The sequence below is a fragment of the Streptomyces viridifaciens genome, assembly GCF_001888885.2.
GTDB classification, from domain to species: Bacteria; Actinomycetota; Actinomycetes; order Streptomycetales; family Streptomycetaceae; genus Kitasatospora; species Kitasatospora aureofaciens.
In genome coordinates, this window is record NZ_CP090841.1 from 621,583 (window position 1) to 637,363 (window position 15,781).

Sequence of the window (15,781 nt, forward strand, 5' to 3'; positions counted from 1 at the left end):
TTCCTAAGCCGTCGGCCCGGCGCCCCGGCCGGAGCCGGAGGTCGCGCCGCGGTACCAGTACTCGAGCGTCAGCACGTGCCACAGGTGCTTGGAGAAGTCCCGCTGCCCGGCGGCGTCCTCGGCGGCCAGCCGCGCCAGCGCGTCGCGGCGCAGCAACCCGGACCGCACCAGCTCGCCGTCGTGGATCACCTCGCGCACCAGCGGTGCCAGGTCCCGGCTCATCCAGGCCCGCAGCGGGGCGCTGAACAGGCCCTTGGGCCGGTACACGATCTCCCGGGGCAGGACCGAGCTGGCCGCCTCCTTGAGCACGGCCTTGCCCTGCCGTCCGACGATCTTGCGGTCGCCGGGGACGGTGAACGCCGCCCTGACCACCTCGACGTCCACGTACGGCACCCGCACCTCGGTGGAGGCGGCCATGCTGGAGCGGTCCGTGTAGGCGAGGTTCAGGCCCGGCAGGAACATCCGGGCGTCGCCCAGGCACATGCGGTTGACGAAGTCGTCGAGCTCGTTGTCCCGGTAGACGTCCGCGTGCTCGGTCAGCACGTCCTCGACCGCCCCGGCCAGGTCCGGATTCACCAGGGCGAGCAGTTCCTCCCGGTCGTACATGGTGTAGCTGCGCCGGAACGCGGTCTCCTCCGGCAGGTCGGCGAAGGAGAGGAAGCGCTTGGCGAACCGCACCGAGCGGAACCCCCGGTTGGCGGTGGCGACCGGCAGCCGGTCCACGGCGGCGGCCAGGCCGCGCCGCAGCGGGCGCGGGATGCGCTGGTAGCGCAGCGCGAGCCGGTTGGCCAGGTGCTTGCGGTAGCCGGCGAACAGCTCGTCGGCCCCCATGCCGGAGAGCAGCACCTTGACCCCGGCCTCCCGGGCGGCCGAGCAGATCAGGAAGGTGTTGATCGCGGCCGGGTCGCCGATCGGCTCGTCCAGGTGGTACGTCATCCGCGGCAGCAGGTCGAGCACGTCCGGGGCGATCTCGATCTCGTGCAGGTCGACGCCGAACCGCTCGGCCACCCGCCGGGCGTAGCGCAGGTCGTCCGGCATCGCCTCGAACCTGGCGTCCTCGGCGCGGAAGCCGATGGTGTAGGCGGAGATCCCGGGGTGGTCGCGGGCGGCCAGCGCGGTCAGGTAGCTGGAGTCCAGCCCGCCGGAGAGGAAGGTCGCCACCGGGACGTCGGCGAGCAGGTGACGCCTCGTCGACTCCTCGACGACGGCGGCGAGGTCCGGCAGCTCGCCGGCCCTGGCCCGTTCCCGGCCCTCCGCGGCGACTTCCCGCAGGTGCCAGTACCGGCCGCGTTCCACCCGGCCGTCTGGCCGGCAGCGCAGCCAGCTGCCCGGCGGCAGCTTCTCCGCCTCGCGGAACGCGCAGCGCGAGTCCGGCACCCAGTAGTACAGCAGGGAGGCCACCAGCGCCGCCGGGTCCACCTCCAGGGATCCGCCGGTGGCGGCGGCCAGCGCCTTGAGCTCCGAGGCGAACACCAGGCCCCCGCCGCGCCGGACCAGGAAGAGCGGCTTGATGCCCAGCTGGTCGCGGGCGAGGACCAGCTCGCCGGTGCGCTCGTCGAAGATCCCGAACGCGAACATGCCGCGCAGTCGGGGCAGGCAGTCCGTGCCCCAGCGCCGCCAGGCCTCCAGCAGCACCTCGGTGTCGGAGGTGCCGCGGAAGCGCACCCCGGCGGCCGCCAGTTCGGCGCGCAGCTCGGGAGCGTTGTACAGCTCGCCGTTGTACGTCAGGACCAGGCCGTCCGAGACCATCGGCTGGGCGCCGGTCCCGGACAGGTCGATGACGGCCAGTCGGCGGTGCCCGAGGTGCACCTCGCCGTCACCGAGGGGGTGGCTGTACCGGCCCGACCCGTCCGGGCCCCGGTGGGCGAGGGTGTCGGTGAGCAGGTCGGTCACGGCCTTCCCGTCCGGCCATCGGTACGTGCCCGCGATGCCGCACATGTCCTACCTCGCCTCCTGGTCGTTGTCGGGGACCCGTGCGGTCCACATCGGTAGTCGTTCCGTCCGCCGCCGGCCCGTCCGGTTCTGCCGGGCCTGCGGTCCGTTCCGGCCGCGCGGCGCGGTGTGCGGGCCGTCCCACAGGGTGCCGTCGGTCCGGTCCCGCGGATCGGGGTCGATCAGCACCACTCCGAGCACCGGGATGCGCTGGTCCGCGAGCTGACGCGCCACGGTGTGCAGCCAGGCAGCGCTGCCGTGCCCGGCGCGCACCACGAGGACGGTCCGGGTGCCGAGGTGGCCCAGGTCGGTCCAGGCCGTGCCGGGCGCCACGGAGCCGACGCCGAGCCGGCGTTGACCGGGCGGCAGGGCCCCGGCCCGTTCGCCGTCGACCACCACGGTCGGGCCATCCGGTCCGGGGCGGCGCCGGGAGAGCCGGGAGCCGGGCAGGCCGTCGACGACGACCACCGGCCCCTCCTCGGCCAGCGCCCCGGCGAGGTCCAGGGCGATCGCGCCGGTGCTGTGCGCGCAGCCCAGTTCCAGCAGCGACACCGCCTCGGCGCAGCCGCGCACGGTGCGGGCCAGGGTGGTGGTGAGCCTGGCCCGGGCCGCCCTGGTCCGCCGGAGCCGCCAACGGCCGGCCGGGTGGCGGGGCACCCGGCGCAGCTCGGCGATGACGGAGGCGCCGAGGTTCGCCGCGATCTCCCGGCGCAGTACGGGGCGGTCCGCCACCACCGCGCCGACGGCGGCCACCGCGATTCCGAGGACGAGCCCGAGGACGAGCCCGATCGCGGCGTCGGTCGCGGCGGTGGTGGGCAGGGACTGCCGCACCGCGCGCGGGGCGTCCACGATCCGGGTGCCGGCGACCAGCCGGGGCGTGCCGACCTGCGCCTCCGCCGCGCGCTGGCCGAAGTCGGTGATGCGGGAGGTGAGTTCGGCCCGGTTGGCGTAGAGCGACTCCAGGTTCGCGGACGCGTTCGGCCCGGTCTGCTTCGCGGCGTCGCCGATCGACTGGTTGACCTGGGCGAGCTGGTCCCGCAGCCGGTCGCGCTGGTCGAGCAGGGCCTTGGCCTCGGCGTCCGCGGCATCCTTGATCCGCTTCACGTGGTCGGCGACGAAGGCGTCGGCCAGCGCCTCGGCCCGGGCCACCGCTTCCGCTTCGCTGCGGCCGGTCACGGTGATCTGCAGCAGGTTGTTGGTCAGGCCGGTCCCCCCGTAGGTCCGCATGAAGTCCTCCGTTCTGTCCGGGGAGCCGAGGGACTTGAGGGCCTGGTCGGCGATCTCCGTGGTCTGGAGCAGGGCGACGTCGGTGCGGATCAGCGTTCCGGGGTCGTTCGGCTGGTCCGCCTGGTGGGCGACCAGCACCTTGGTCGCCGCGGTCGGCGGCGGCGGCCGCAGGAAGGCCACGGCCGCGCCGAGCAGCAGCCCGAGCAGCGCCAGGGAGCACCAGAGGCGGCGGCGCCTGCGCACGGCGACCACCAGCGCCTGGAGGTCCAGCAGCGGTGCGGGCGACGACTCGGCGGTCGTACTCGTCGTCACCCCGAACCTCTCCCCGGGTCGTCGCCGAGCGCGAGCACGGGCTCGGCGACCGTGGGCGCCGGCTCGTCGCCGTCCGGGCGCCGGCCCCGGGACCGCGCCGGACGCTCCCGGACCGGGCCGGCGACGACGACTCCGGCGAGTTCCTGCCCGGCGTCCTCACACGCCCCGGCGATTCCGGCGAGCTCCTCCGCCGTCCAGTTGCCCGCGCTGAGCACGACCAGCGCACCGGACTCGTCCTCGCGCTCCGGCAGCAGCGGCCGGGCGACCGGGACCCCGACCACCCGCAGCAGCGGATCGCTCCCCGCCTCGTCGGCGAGCTGCCCGGCGGCCCGGCGGGCCGTCTCGTCGCCGTCCGGGACGAGCACCAGCAGTCGCCCGGCGTCCGGGAGCTGCTCCCGGAGGCGGGCGCACACCCGCCGGCGGCGGAGCTGCCGGCTCGCCTCGCCGCCGGAGGTCTGCGGGGCCGGCAGGTCCCACCGGACGTCGAGGCCCAGCAACCGGCCGGTCAGGGCCCGCGGGCCACGCCCCCGCGGCCGGTGGGCGCCGCGTTCCGCGGGGACGTCGACGGTGCCGAGCAGCACCGAGCCCAGCGCCGCGGCGATCTCCGGCCCGGTGCGCAGCCGCCGGCTCGTCCGGGCCGCGGTGAGATGGCCGACGACGGCGAGCAGGAAGAACAACAGCGCGCCCGCGGCGACGAGTTGGGTCCTCGTCGGCGGTGCCTCGCCGGACGGCCGGGGCGCCGAGCCCATGACGACCATGTTGGCCTTGTTGGCGGCCGGGTCGGCCTGGTCCAGCTTCTTGATGGCGTCCTGGAGCGTGGTGCGCAGCTTCTCCAGTTCGGTGCGGGTCTGCACGCTCTCCACGGTCTGCCCCGGGTCGGCGGCGGCGGCCAGGTCGGTGATGCGGCGGCTGGCCTGCACCACCAGCTGCCGCAGCGCCTCGGGCTGGGCCGCCTCGGGGTCGGCGCTGTCGCCCGCGATGCGCCCGGCGAAGGTGACGAACTGCTGGGCCACCTGGTCGGAGAGCTGCTGGGCGCGCTCGGGAGTCTCGGCGGTGCCCGAGATCCTGATGATGTTCCCGTCCGCGGCCGTGGCGCTCACCTTGTCCCGCAGTGAGCTGCCACTGACCCCTGCCCAGCCGAGCGTGGCGGCGGCCCGGTCGACCACCACCGAACTGGTCGCGATCTCCGCCTGGGTCAGCAGCTCCCGGTCCTGCCACACCCCGGGCAGCAGGACCGAGGCCGACGCCGTGTAGCTCGGCGGGAACAGCAGCGAGCTGCCGTAGCCGACGAGCGCGCCCAGGACGGCGAGGACGGCGAGCAGCCGCCGGCGCCGGCGCAGGATCCGGCCGATCGTGACCAGGCGGATCGTGTCGTCGCTCAACGGCGCGCCCTGGGACGGCAGGCGGCGGCGTAGGCGGCGAGCAGCGAGCGCTGCGAGTTGCGCCAGGCGAGCGGCCCGTTGATCCGCTCCTGGCCCAGCTTGCCCATCCACGCCCGCCGTTCCGGATCGTCCATCAGCTCCGCGATCAGCCGGGCGAACTCGCCCTCGTCGTTCGCGGGGGCGTAGACGGCGGCGTCCCCGGCGGAGACCCGCGCCTCCCTGAGGTCGAAGGAGACGATGGGCCGGCCCATCACCATGTACTCCAGGACCTTGTTCATGGTCGACACGTCGTTGAGCGGGTTGCGCGGGTCCGGGGACAGGCACACGTCCGCGGTGGACAGGTAGCGCACCAGGTCGGCGTCCGGGACGCGGCCGGTGAACTGCACCAGCTCGGAGAGCCCCAGCCGCCGGGACAGCTCCACCATCGCGTCGAAGGTGTCGCCGCCGCCGACGAACACCGCGTGCCAGTCGCTGCGCCCGTACTCGTCGCGCAGCTTCGCCAGGGACCGCAGGGCGTAGTCGACGCCGTCCTGCGGGCCCATGACGCCGAGGTAGCACAGCAGGTGCGGCTTGCCGCGCTTCAGCTCCGGCTCCGGCGGCACCGGCCTGAACCGCTCGGTGTCGGGCGCGCTGCGCACCACGAAGACGTCCCCGGGCCGCCGGCCGCCGCGGCTGAGGGCGACGTCCCGGTAGCTCTCGTTGGTGGCCAGCACCACGTCCGCGGCCCGGTAGGTCCACCGTTCCAGCGCGCGCACGGCGCGGAAGAGCAGGTCCTCGCCGCGGTCGAAGCGGGAGAGGTACAGCTCGGGCACCAGGTCGTGCTGGTCGAACACGAACCGCGCACCGCGCCGCTTCAGCCACAGGGCGGGCAGGAACAGCAGGTCGGGCGGGTTGCAGGCGTGGACCACGTCGACCGACCCGACCCTGCGGGCCAGCCGGGCGGTGTGCCACAGCGCCGATCCGTACTCCTGGAGGTAGCCGGCCGGGCCGCCGGTGGCCGCGCGCAGCGGGTAGCGGTGGATCCGTACCCCGTCGACCACCGCCTCCGGCTCGGTGTCCCGCTTGCTCCCGCGCGGGCAGATGACGTCGACCGTCCAGCCGGCGTCGCGCAGCGTCGTGCACTCCTGCCACACCCGGCGGTCGAACGGCACGGACAGGTTCTCCACCAGGACCAGCGCGCGACGGGTCCGCCTGCCGCCGCCGACCGCGTCACCGAACGATGCGTCACCGAACGATGTGTCACTGAACTCTTCGTCACCAAGCAAGGCCCGCGTACCCCGGTTCGGCCCGGCGCGCGTCGGCGTCGGGGAGGTGGACGAGATCGACGATCACCGGGTCGTCGCCGTGCGGCAGCGCCGACAGCACGGCCGGGTCCCTGGTCCCGACCACGCACACCTCGGCGTGGTCGAGCACCTCGCCGACGGACTGCGCGAGCAGCTGCGCGAGGTGCGGCAGCCGGGTCTCGATGTACTCGCGGTTGGCGCCGAGCAGCCGGGAGAGGTTGACGTTGGGGTCGTAGATCCGCAGCTCGTAGCCCTTGCCGAAGAGCCGCTCGGCCAGTTCGACGAGCGGGCTCTCCCGGAGGTCGTCGGTGCCGGGCTTGAAGGACAGGCCGAACAGGCCCACCCGGCGTTTGCCGGTGCGCTCGACCAGCTCCACCGCGCGCTGCAGATGGTCGGAGTTGGAGGGCAGCACGTGGGACAGGATCGGCACCGAGACGTCGGCCCGCTGCGCCGCGTGGACCAGGCTGCGCAGGTCCTTGGGCAGGCAGGAGCCGCCGAAGGCGAAGCCGGGCCGCAGGTAGGCGGGGCTGATGTTCAGCTTGCGGTCGGCCAGGAAGACGTCCATCACCTGGTGCGAGTCGACCCCGAGCGCCTGGCAGACCGCGCCCAGCTCGTTCGCGAAGCCGATCTTGAGGCCGTGGAACGCGTTGTCCGCGTACTTGATCGCCTCGGCCGTCGGCACCGGCACCCGGAACACCTCGCCGGGCAGTCCCTCGTACAGTGCCGCGACCACGTCGCCGCTGGCCGGATCGAGTTCGCCGATGACGGTCTTGGGCGGGTCGAAGAAGTCCCGCACGCTGGTGCCCTCGCGCAGGAACTCCGGGTTGACCGCGACCCCGAAGTCCGTCCCGGCGGTGCCGCCGGCGTGCTTCTCCAGGATCGGCACCAGCAGGTTCAGGCAGGTGCCGGGGAGCATGGTGCTGCGGAACACGACGGTGTGCCGCCCGCCCCGCCCGGCCACCGCGGCGCCGATCTGCTCGGCGACCCGTTCCAGGTAGGTGGTGCACAGGCTGCCGTTGGGCTCCGACGGCGTGCCCACGCAGACCAGCGACACCTCGCTGCCCATCACCGCCTCGCGGACGTCGCCGGTGGCGCGCAGCGCTCCGGTCCGCACGACCTCGGCGATCAGTTCGCCGATCCGCTCCTCGACCACCGGGGCCCTGCCGTCGTTGACCAGGTCGACCTTCACCTGGTTGACGTCCACCCCGATGACCTCGTGGCCCAGGCCGGCCAGGCACGCGGCCGACACGCAGCCCACGTAGCCGAGCCCCAGGACACTGATCCTCATGAGCCGTTCCTCCCCTCGGGCAGGCCCTGCGGGCCGGCCATCCGCGCGCCGACCGGACGACGACGCCCCCCGGCCATCAGTAGGCCCCCTGGCCCTGGAGCACCGCACGCAGCGTCTTCCACAAGATCACCGCGTCCAGTGCGAGCGACCAGTCCTCCACGTACCGCAGGTCCAGCCGGACCGCCTCCTCCCAGGGCAGGTCACTGCGTCCGCTGATCTGCCACAGGCCGGTGAGCCCGGGTTTGACGAGCAGCCGGCGCCGGATGTCCGGGCCGTACGCGGCGGACTCCTCCGGCAGCGGGGGCCGCGGCCCGACGAGCGACATCGAGCCGGTGAGCACGTTGAGCAGCTGCGGCAGCTCGTCGAGCGAGTACCGTCGCAGCACTCCGCCGACCCGGGTCACCCGCGGGTCCCGGCGGAGCTTGAACAGCAGGCCGGCGCCCTCGTTGCGGTCGGCCAGCCCGGCCCGGGCCCGGTCCGCCCCGGCCACCATGGTGCGGAACTTGACCAGGGTGAACTGGCGGCCGTCCTTGCCGACCCGGTGCTGCCGGTAGAACACCCCGCCCGGGCTGTCCACCAGCACGAGCAGCCCGACGGCCACCATCAGCGGCGCGAACAGCACCAGCAGCAGCGCGGCGCCGAGCCGGTCGACGACCGCCTTGACCGCCCGCGGGCCCCCGGTGAAGGCGGGCATGCTGACCCGCAGCATCGGGATGCCGAGCACCGCGTCGACGTGCAGCCGAGGGCCGGCCACCTCCATCAGCACGGGCGCCACCACCATCTCGGCGTCGCCGCCCTCCAGGTTCCAGGCCAGCCGCTGCAGCCGGTCCGGCGACCAGTACGGGTCCGGGGTGATCGCGACGACCCGGTAGCCGTCGCGGCGGACGTGGTCGGCGACGTCCGTCAGCCGGCCGACGACCGGCACCCCGTCCAGCCGGTCACCGCCCGGGCCGAGCGCGTACGGCGTGCACACCGCCTCCACCCGCCAGCCGAGGTGCGGGAACTTGCGGGTCCGGGTGATCAGGTCGCGCACGGTGGCCGGGCTCCCGGCGGCGAGCACCGGGCGCAGGCACCGTCCCCGGTTGCGCTGCTTGTGCAGCCCCAGCCGCAGCACGTACCGCTCGGTCATGGTGACGAGCGTGATCGCCGGGATCGCGACGAAGATCCAGAGCTTGATGTTGTGCGAGGTGAGGGCGATCCCGCCGAGCGCCAGCACGACTGCCGCCGTGAACAGCGAGCGCCCGAGCCGGCGGAACTCCTCGGCGCCCTGGCCGAGTACGGCCGGGGCCCACCCGCGGGTCGTCGCCAGCGCGCCCAGCACCAGCAGTTCGGTGCCGAAGGCGAGGATTCCCCACTTCTCGTGCCAGTTGGCCGCGTCCCGGACCCCGAAGAAACCGCCGATCGCCGCCACCACGAAGGCGGTGGCCACGGTGTCGCTGATGATCACGGTACGGCGGTACTGCTGCTCCCAGTCGAGCTCGGGCTTGCTGAATCTCCCGTTCCTCGGGCGCCCGGGCGCCGGTGGAAACGGGCCGGCTAACTCCCCCTCCTCCTGCTCAACAGTCCCGTCCAGGTCGCCAGTGGGTTCGACGTGCTCGCTCCACACGATTCCTCCCCCCGGGAGGCCCGCGCCTCCCGCACCTGTGCGTTCCTCCCCCCGGAAGGCTGCTCCGCCTCCCGTGCCGCGCTGTTCCTGGTTCAGGGAGGCCCCGCCTCCCGCGCATGCCAAAACCGGCCGCTGCCGCGCTACTTGAACATCCGGACAGGCCCAGGGCCCGTTCCGGGCACCGAGCACCGCTCATCGAACACAAGCCGCCGGGGACGCGACCACGGACCGTCCGCAGCACCGGACCCGTAGTTCATGACTCGTCGCGCCTCGCGTCCTACCGTGCGAAGTGAAAATCAATCTAGAGCATCGGGGGGCACCGACGAGGGGGATATGTGAAACACGTGCACGATATTTGAAGCAGGCCGCACCAAATGATCACCACGGGGCCGTCCGGGAGCCGCGGACATACGGTGCGACCTGTGCAGACGCCCGGGCCGGGCCCGCGGACACCAGGTGAACGGGGGAAGTCCCGTGATCGGGCCGGGAGTTGGCGGTGGCGCCGCCCTCCACCGGCGCCACCGGCCCGTCACTCCCCCACGGCGTCGAGCAGGGCGCGCCGCCGGGGGCCGCGCTCTCCCGTCAAGCTCTTCGGGCAGCGCCGGCGGCGGGTCCTCAGTCGCTCCGCTCGCGGTGCCGCCACCGGACCGGGTCGACGGGCATCGCGCCGGGTCGGCCGGCACCCGGGGCGGTGCGCGCCGGAGGGCGGTAGCCGGTGCAGCCGAGCACCAGCATCTCGTCGGCCCCCGGCTGGAACTCGTACCGCACCCGCTCCAGCCTGCTGTCGATCCCGGCGCCCGCCAGCTCCTCGCGCAGCCGTTCCAGGCCGGGGTGGCGCTCGCCGGTGTCGTACACCGTCACCGGGAAGAGCCGGACCTCCCGGCGGGCCACCCGGGCGAGTTCCAGCAGGGCGGCCCGCTGGAACTCCTCGCCCAGCCGGTTGCCGTAGGAGAAGACCAGGTGCGAGCTGAGCACCAGGTCGAAGGAGCGGTCGGAGAAGGGGAGTTCGGGCAGCGCCCCGGCCACGTAGCGCTCCGGGCGGGCGGCGATGTCTGCCCGGAACAGCCGGGAGTTGGCGGTCCACTGCCGGATCTGGTCGTCCGCGTCGCTGTACCAGGACCGGTTGAAGCCCGCCGTCTGCTCCGCCAGCAGCTCGCGCTTGAAGGTGCTCTCCCGCTCGACCAGCAGGCCCAACTCCTCGCGGTGCACCGCGTACTCGCGGTCGACGGCGACCGCGTCGACGCCCCGCTGCCCGGCTTCGGCGACGAAGCTCGCCGCGCCGCCCGGGCAGTCCAGGATGCGCCGGCCGAGGTCGCGGTCCGTGAGCGCGAACATCGCGCGGTACTCGGCGAAGGAGCGGGCGCTGACCAGCACGGTTCATCCCCGCCCGACGAACGGCATGGTGGTCGGCAGCACCACCAGCGACTGGATGCTGGTGTCCGGCGGCTGCGAGGCCATCAGCAGCAGGGCCTCGGTGAAGCGGTCCACCGGGATGGTCGCCTCCACCGCCATCGTCCCGTCGGCCTGCATCGCGGCGGGCTGCGGACTGCCGTCCGGCGGGGCGATGTTGCCGACGTCGATCTGCCCGCAGGAGATGCCGTACGGGCGGCCGTCCAGCGCGAGCACCTTGGTGAGGCCGAGGACGGCGTGCTTGGCGGCGGTGTACGCCGGGGAGTTGGGGCGCGGCACGTGCGCCGAGGGCGCGCCGTTGTTGATGATCCGGCCACCTTGCGGGGTCTGGGTGCTCATCAGCCGGAAGGCCTCCCGGGCGCACAGGAAGCTGCCGGTGGCGATGGTGTCCAGGACGCGGTTCCAGTCGCCGAACGGCGTCTCGGTGATCGGCCGGCGCGGGGCGGCGGCGCCCGCGTTGTTGAACAGCAGGTCGAGTCGGCCGTACCGGTCGCGGACGGCGTCGAAGAGCCGGGCGACCTCCTCGGGGCTGCGGATGTCGGTCGGGACGGTCAGCACCCGCGCCGGGTCGACGTCCGCGAGCGCTGCGGTCTCCTCCAGGGCGTCCTTGCGCCGCCCGGCGAGCACCACCGTCCAGCCCGCCTCCAGCAGGGCCAGCGAGGAGGCCCGGCCGAGCCCGCTGCCGCCACCGGTGACCAGGGCGATCCTCCCGTTCAGGGCGTCCATGTCTCCCCCTCGTTCAGCCAGATCCGCAGCATCCGCCGGGCGTGCCGGCCGGGTTCGTCCACGTAGGCCGAACGCCCGTGCAGCACCCGGCTGTTGCGGATGATCAGCAGGTCCCCGGCGGCCATCGGCAGGCCGAAGGCGATCTCCGGCCGGTACAGCACCTCGTCCAGCACGCCCAGCGCCTCCCACTGGCGGTCCGTCAGTTCCGGCCCGCCCCGGTCCGGCGATGAGCGGACGGTCCGGGTCTGGTAGTAGCAGCCGATCGTCCCGTCCTTCCTCGGGTACAGGATCGGGGTGACGACCAGCTGCGGGCCCGCCCGGCCGGTCCGGTCGAAGGTCCAGTCCTGACAGAGGGTGGCCAGCGCGTCCGGGCGCTCCCGCCCGATCAGGTCGTGGACGTGCCGGGCGCTCGCCAGCTTGGTCAGCCCGCCGCCGTGGAAGGCGGGTTGGAGGCAGAGCAGGACGAGCAGGTCGCACGTGTCGCAGTGGAAGCCGAGTTCGGTGTTGCCGTCGCCGTCCTGGTCGCGCAGCACCGAGGTGAGGTCGCCGCGCCCGTTCTGCGGCACGATCCGGCCGTAGTCCCGCAGCAGGAAGGCCAGCGCCTCGGTGATCTCCTGCTCCGGCTGGGCCGGGTCGACCAGGTTGGCGACGTGGGCGAGCCCGACCGCGTCGATGCTCTCCCGCGTGAAGGACCGCAGCCGTTCGCGCACCGGCTCGCCCGCGCCCCAGCGTCCGGCCCGGGCGTCGGCCCAGAGCAGTCGCCGCTCCTCGTCGCCCAGCGGCAGCGACCACAGCTGCCGCCTGGCCTCCAACTCGAGGCTGCTCCATCCGATTTCGGCCACCGCGCGCTCGTTCACGCCGCCTCCTCCGGCCGGGCCCCGGCCGCGACGGCCTTGGACCAGAGCGCCAGCGCCTCGTCGATCTGCGCGGCCGTGACGACCAGCGCGGGGATCATCCGGACCACGTTGAGGTGGATCCCGCAGGTCAGCAGCAGCAACCCGAGGTCGGCCGCCGCCTGCTGGACCCGCCGGGCGGTGTCCTGGTCCGGCGAGCCGTCCGGGCGGCAGAACTCGCTGGCCGCCATCAGCCCGAGGCCCCGGACGTCGCCGATGCCCGGCGCCCCGGCGGCGACCGCCCGCAGGCCGTCCAGCAGCCGGGCGCCCTGCTCGGCCGCGTTCTCGACCAGCCGCTCCTCGCGCAGCACGTCCAGGGTGGCCAGGGCGGCGGCGCAGGCCACCGGGTTCCCGCCGTAGGTGCCGCCCTGCGAGCCGGGCCAGGCGCGCTTCATCAGCTCGGTCGGCGCGGCGATGGCGGACAGCGGGAAGCCGCTGGCCAGGCCCTTCGCGGTGATCAGCACGTCGGGCACCACCTCGGGTTCGTGCTGGTGGGCCCAGAACCGGCCGGTGCGGCCGAAGCCGGTCTGCACCTCGTCCAGCACCAGCAGGATGCCGTGCCGGTCGGCGCGCTCGCGCAGCCCGGCGAGGAAACCGGCCGGGGCGGGGACGTACCCGCCCTCGCCGAGCACCGGTTCGACGAACACGGCGGCCGTCTCGGCGGGCGCGGAGACGGTGGCCAGCGCCTCGTCCAGCCCGTGCAGGGCGTGCGCGACCGCCTCCTCCTGCGACAGTCCGAGGCGGAAGGCGGCCGGGAACGGCGCCACCGCGACCCCGGGCACCAGCGGGCCGATGCCCGCGCGGAAGCGGGTCCCGGCGGTGGTGAGCGAGGCCGCGCCCATGGTGCGGCCGTGGAAGGAACCCTCGAAGACGATCACGTTCTGCCGCCCGGTGGCGTGCCGGGCCAGTCGCAGGGCCGCCTCCACCGCCTCCGTTCCGGCGGTGGCGTAGAACAGCGAGTCCAGGCCGGGCGGCAGGACGTCGCCCAACCGCTCGGTGAGGGTGAGGAGTTGGTCGTGCAGGACGGTGGTGTACTGGCCGTGGAGCAGCCGGCCGGCCTGTTCGCGGACGGCCTCGACCACCTTGGGGTGGCAGTGGCCGGTGCTGGTCACCCCCACGCCGGAGGTGAAGTCGAGGTAGCGGCGGCCGTCGGCGTCGTAGAGGTGGAGGCCTTCGCCGCGCACGGCGACGACGGGGGTGGCCTGTTTCAGCACTGGGGAGAGCTGGGACAACGGAGTCTGCCTTCTCTCAGGAGCCGGTCGGATCGGGGCTGTCGGGGTGAGGGCTGCCGGGGTCAGGGCCGGCAGGTGGTGCGGTCTGCGGGCGGCAGGTAGCCGGTCCGGGCGGCCCGGTCGAGCGCGGCCGCCCACCACTGCGGGGTCGGCGCGCCGAAGCGCACGCCCAGCCGGTCCAGGACGCCGGTGGTGTAGCCGCTGTCCACCAGGACGTTGCGCTCCTCCTGCTGGGCCCAGGCGGCGGCCAGCCGGGCGGCGGTCGGGTGCCGCCGCTCGGCGCGGGCGATGGCGGCGGCGAAGGCCGCGTCGTCGACGAGCCGGACGGGGTGGCCCGACTCCGCCGTCCAGCGGATGAGTTCGTCGTGCGGCGTGGCGTACGGGGTCTCCACGTGGTAGGCGCCGGGTGCGGCGTACGGGTCGAGGGCGATCGCGGCGATCCCGGCGGCCACCGTGTCCACGTGCGAGAAGGCGAAGGCGGTGTCCGGCCGGCTGGGGGCGGCGCCGGCCAGCAGGTAGCCGCGGACGAGCTGGTAGATCCGGTTGTCGCCGATGTTGGCCTGGAAGGCGCCGGTGCGGCTGTGCGCGGCGATGTGGCCACTGCGGTACAGGTACACGGCGTGCCCGGTGGCCGCCCAGGCCCGGACGGCCTGCTCGGCCCGGTACTTGGTGCGCTCGTACGGGGTGCGGAAGTGCTGGCCGATCCACAGGTCGGCCTCGCTGAAGCGGCGCGGCGGCCCGTCCACGCCGCCGGACACGGCCAGCGTGGAGACGTGGTGCAGCCGGGCGTGCGGGGTGTGCTCGTCGACCCAGTCGAGCAGTCGGCGCACCGCGGTGTGGTTGGCGCTTTCCAGCTCGTCCGGTGAGGCGACCAGTCGGACGTCCGCCGCCGCGTGCACCACGATCCGGGCCTCGCGGGCCCGTGCCAGCCCGGCCGGCGAGAGGCCCAGGCCGCCCCGCTCGAGGTCCCCGGCGACGACCTGGGCCCGCCGGTCGGCCAGGCGCCGTACGGCTCCGGCGTCGTCGGCGGCCCGTACCAGGCAGGTGACCACGGCGCCGCGCTGCCGGAAGGCTTCCAGCAGGTGCCGTCCCAGGTAGCCGGTGGCGCCGGTGAGCAGCACCCGGGCCGGCTCGCGGACGCTCGCCCGGGCGGTGGGCGCGACCCGGGCGTGCAGCAGTTGCCCGGAGGTGGACAGCGGCGAGCGCTGCGGCCGGGCGGCCGCCGGTCCGGCGAGCGCCGCGGCGAACCGGCGGAGGATCCGCTCGGCGGCGTGGTGCGCCACCCCGGGCCACCCGTACACCAGGTCGGCGACCAGCCGCTGTTCCACCACCCTCGCGGTGAGCCGCAGTTGGTACAGCGGGTCGCCCCCGGCGCAGCGGGCCGCCCCGGCCTGCTCGTCGGCGACGGTCCAGTCGAGCGCGGGCTCCTCGGGCAGCCGGAAGGTCCCGAGGAAGTTGAACCCGACCACGGGTCTCCCGCCGGCCCCGTCGGCCCCCTCCGACGCGTCCATCGGCCGGACGGGGGCCTCGCGCAGTTGCCGCGCCGTCTCCTCCGGGCCCGCGGACGGGTCCAGCTCGATGTGCTTGACGGCGGTGAACCAGCCGACGGTGTCCAGGAATTCGCCCGGGTCGCCGGCCGTGTCCCGGCCGTGGGTCTCGACCTCCACCGCGAGCCGGGGCACGCCGTGCCACCGGGCGACGGCTCCGGCGAAGGCGTCCAGCAGAGCGGCCTCCAGTCCGGCCCCGCCACCGTGCCGGCCGACCAGCCGGGCGGTGGCGGCTGCGTCCAGCGCCCAGCTGAGCGCGCCGGGTTGGACGGGCGCGGCGGGCGCGGTGGCGTGGGCCTCCGGCGGGGCCGGTGGAGCGGCGGCCGCCCAGCGGTAGAAGTCGGCCGTCGGCGGCAGGTCGGGCCGCTTGCGGTCCAGCGCCGCGCGGTACGCGTGGGCGAGGTCGTCCAGCAGGATCCGCCAGGACAGCCCGTCGACCACCAGGTGGTGGGCGATCAGCGCGATCCGGTCGTCGGTGCCGGGCGGGCCGGTGAACAGGTGGGCGCGCAGCAGCCGCCCGGCCAGCGGGTCGAGGCTGCGGTGGAGTTCGGTGCAGACTCCGGCGACGGTGTCGGCGATCGCTCCGGCCGCGCGCGGGATGCGGGAATGGGAGAGCGGGTCGAGGTCCGCGACCGCCCGGGGTTCGCCGCAGCCGTCCGGACGGAGGGGCCGGCGCAGCGCCGGATGGCGCTCCAGGACGGCGGCGACCGCTGCCGAGAAGCGCGGCCGGGGCGACGGCGGCGCGGCAGCGCAGCAGCACCGACTGGTTCCAGTGCCGCACGTCCTGGAGGGACTTCTGCCGGTAGAGCCAGCGTTGCGCCGGGGCGAGTTGGCGACCTTCCAAAGTGCCGCCGGCCCGGGGGTCCGGGACGGCCGGGGCCACCGGTACCGCCACCCCGGCCAGCGCGGCCGCCGTGGGGTACCGGTAGAAGTCCTCATAGGC

At 74.5% G+C, this 15,781-nt stretch carries 11 protein-coding genes; all 11 read right to left on the reverse strand.

Going from position 1 to position 15,781, the window contains the following annotated elements; genetic code table 11:
- Positions 1-3: 3 nt before the first annotated feature.
- Positions 4-1,938 carry an asparagine synthase (glutamine-hydrolyzing) gene (gene asnB, locus BOQ63_RS10185; RefSeq protein WP_030283378.1) on the reverse strand — a complete coding sequence of 645 codons (1,935 nt, stop codon included), beginning with the start codon at positions 1,936-1,938 and terminating at the stop codon, positions 4-6.
- A gap of 3 nt (positions 1,939-1,941) precedes the next feature.
- A complete protein-coding gene (locus tag BOQ63_RS10190; protein ID WP_030283376.1) occupies positions 1,942-3,471 on the reverse strand; it encodes a Wzz/FepE/Etk N-terminal domain-containing protein in 1,530 nt (509 codons plus the stop codon).
- Positions 3,468-4,853 (reverse strand): Wzz/FepE/Etk N-terminal domain-containing protein, encoded by a 1,386-nt coding sequence (locus BOQ63_RS10195; protein WP_030283374.1) that lies wholly within the window; start codon positions 4,851-4,853, stop codon positions 3,468-3,470. Before BOQ63_RS10195 ends, BOQ63_RS10190 begins: the two co-directional genes overlap by 4 nt.
- The gene (locus BOQ63_RS10200; protein WP_072654108.1) at positions 4,850-6,118 is read right to left on the reverse strand and encodes a glycosyltransferase family 4 protein; all 1,269 of its coding nucleotides are present in this window, start codon (positions 6,116-6,118) and stop codon (positions 4,850-4,852) included. The genes BOQ63_RS10195 and BOQ63_RS10200 overlap by 4 nt, the downstream gene beginning before the upstream one ends.
- Positions 6,108-7,424 (reverse strand): nucleotide sugar dehydrogenase, encoded by a 1,317-nt coding sequence (locus tag BOQ63_RS10205; protein WP_030283370.1) that lies wholly within the window; start codon positions 7,422-7,424, stop codon positions 6,108-6,110. Before BOQ63_RS10205 ends, BOQ63_RS10200 begins: the two co-directional genes overlap by 11 nt.
- 76 nt (positions 7,425-7,500) lie before the next feature.
- Positions 7,501-8,997 carry a sugar transferase gene (locus BOQ63_RS10210; RefSeq protein WP_030553518.1) on the reverse strand — a complete coding sequence of 499 codons (1,497 nt, stop codon included), beginning with the start codon at positions 8,995-8,997 and terminating at the stop codon, positions 7,501-7,503.
- 648 nt (positions 8,998-9,645) lie between these two features.
- The gene (locus BOQ63_RS10215) at positions 9,646-10,404 is read right to left on the reverse strand and encodes a class I SAM-dependent methyltransferase (protein ID WP_072654109.1); all 759 of its coding nucleotides are present in this window, start codon (positions 10,402-10,404) and stop codon (positions 9,646-9,648) included.
- Between the two features lie 3 nt (positions 10,405-10,407).
- On the reverse strand, positions 10,408-11,166 hold the full coding sequence (locus BOQ63_RS10220; RefSeq protein ID WP_030283364.1) for an SDR family oxidoreductase: 759 nt from the start codon (positions 11,164-11,166) through the stop codon (positions 10,408-10,410).
- Entirely contained in the window at positions 11,154-12,023 is an 870-nt protein-coding gene (locus BOQ63_RS10225) for a TauD/TfdA family dioxygenase (RefSeq protein ID WP_030283362.1), read from the reverse strand. Before BOQ63_RS10225 ends, BOQ63_RS10220 begins: the two co-directional genes overlap by 13 nt.
- The gene (locus BOQ63_RS10230; protein ID WP_072654110.1) at positions 12,020-13,291 is read right to left on the reverse strand and encodes an aspartate aminotransferase family protein; all 1,272 of its coding nucleotides are present in this window, start codon (positions 13,289-13,291) and stop codon (positions 12,020-12,022) included. Before BOQ63_RS10230 ends, BOQ63_RS10225 begins: the two co-directional genes overlap by 4 nt.
- Positions 13,292-13,353: 62 nt before the next feature.
- Positions 13,354-15,777, reverse strand: a complete 2,424-nt coding sequence (locus tag BOQ63_RS10235; RefSeq protein ID WP_318299357.1) for an SDR family oxidoreductase — start codon at positions 15,775-15,777, stop codon at positions 13,354-13,356.
- Positions 15,778-15,781 lie beyond the last annotated feature (4 nt).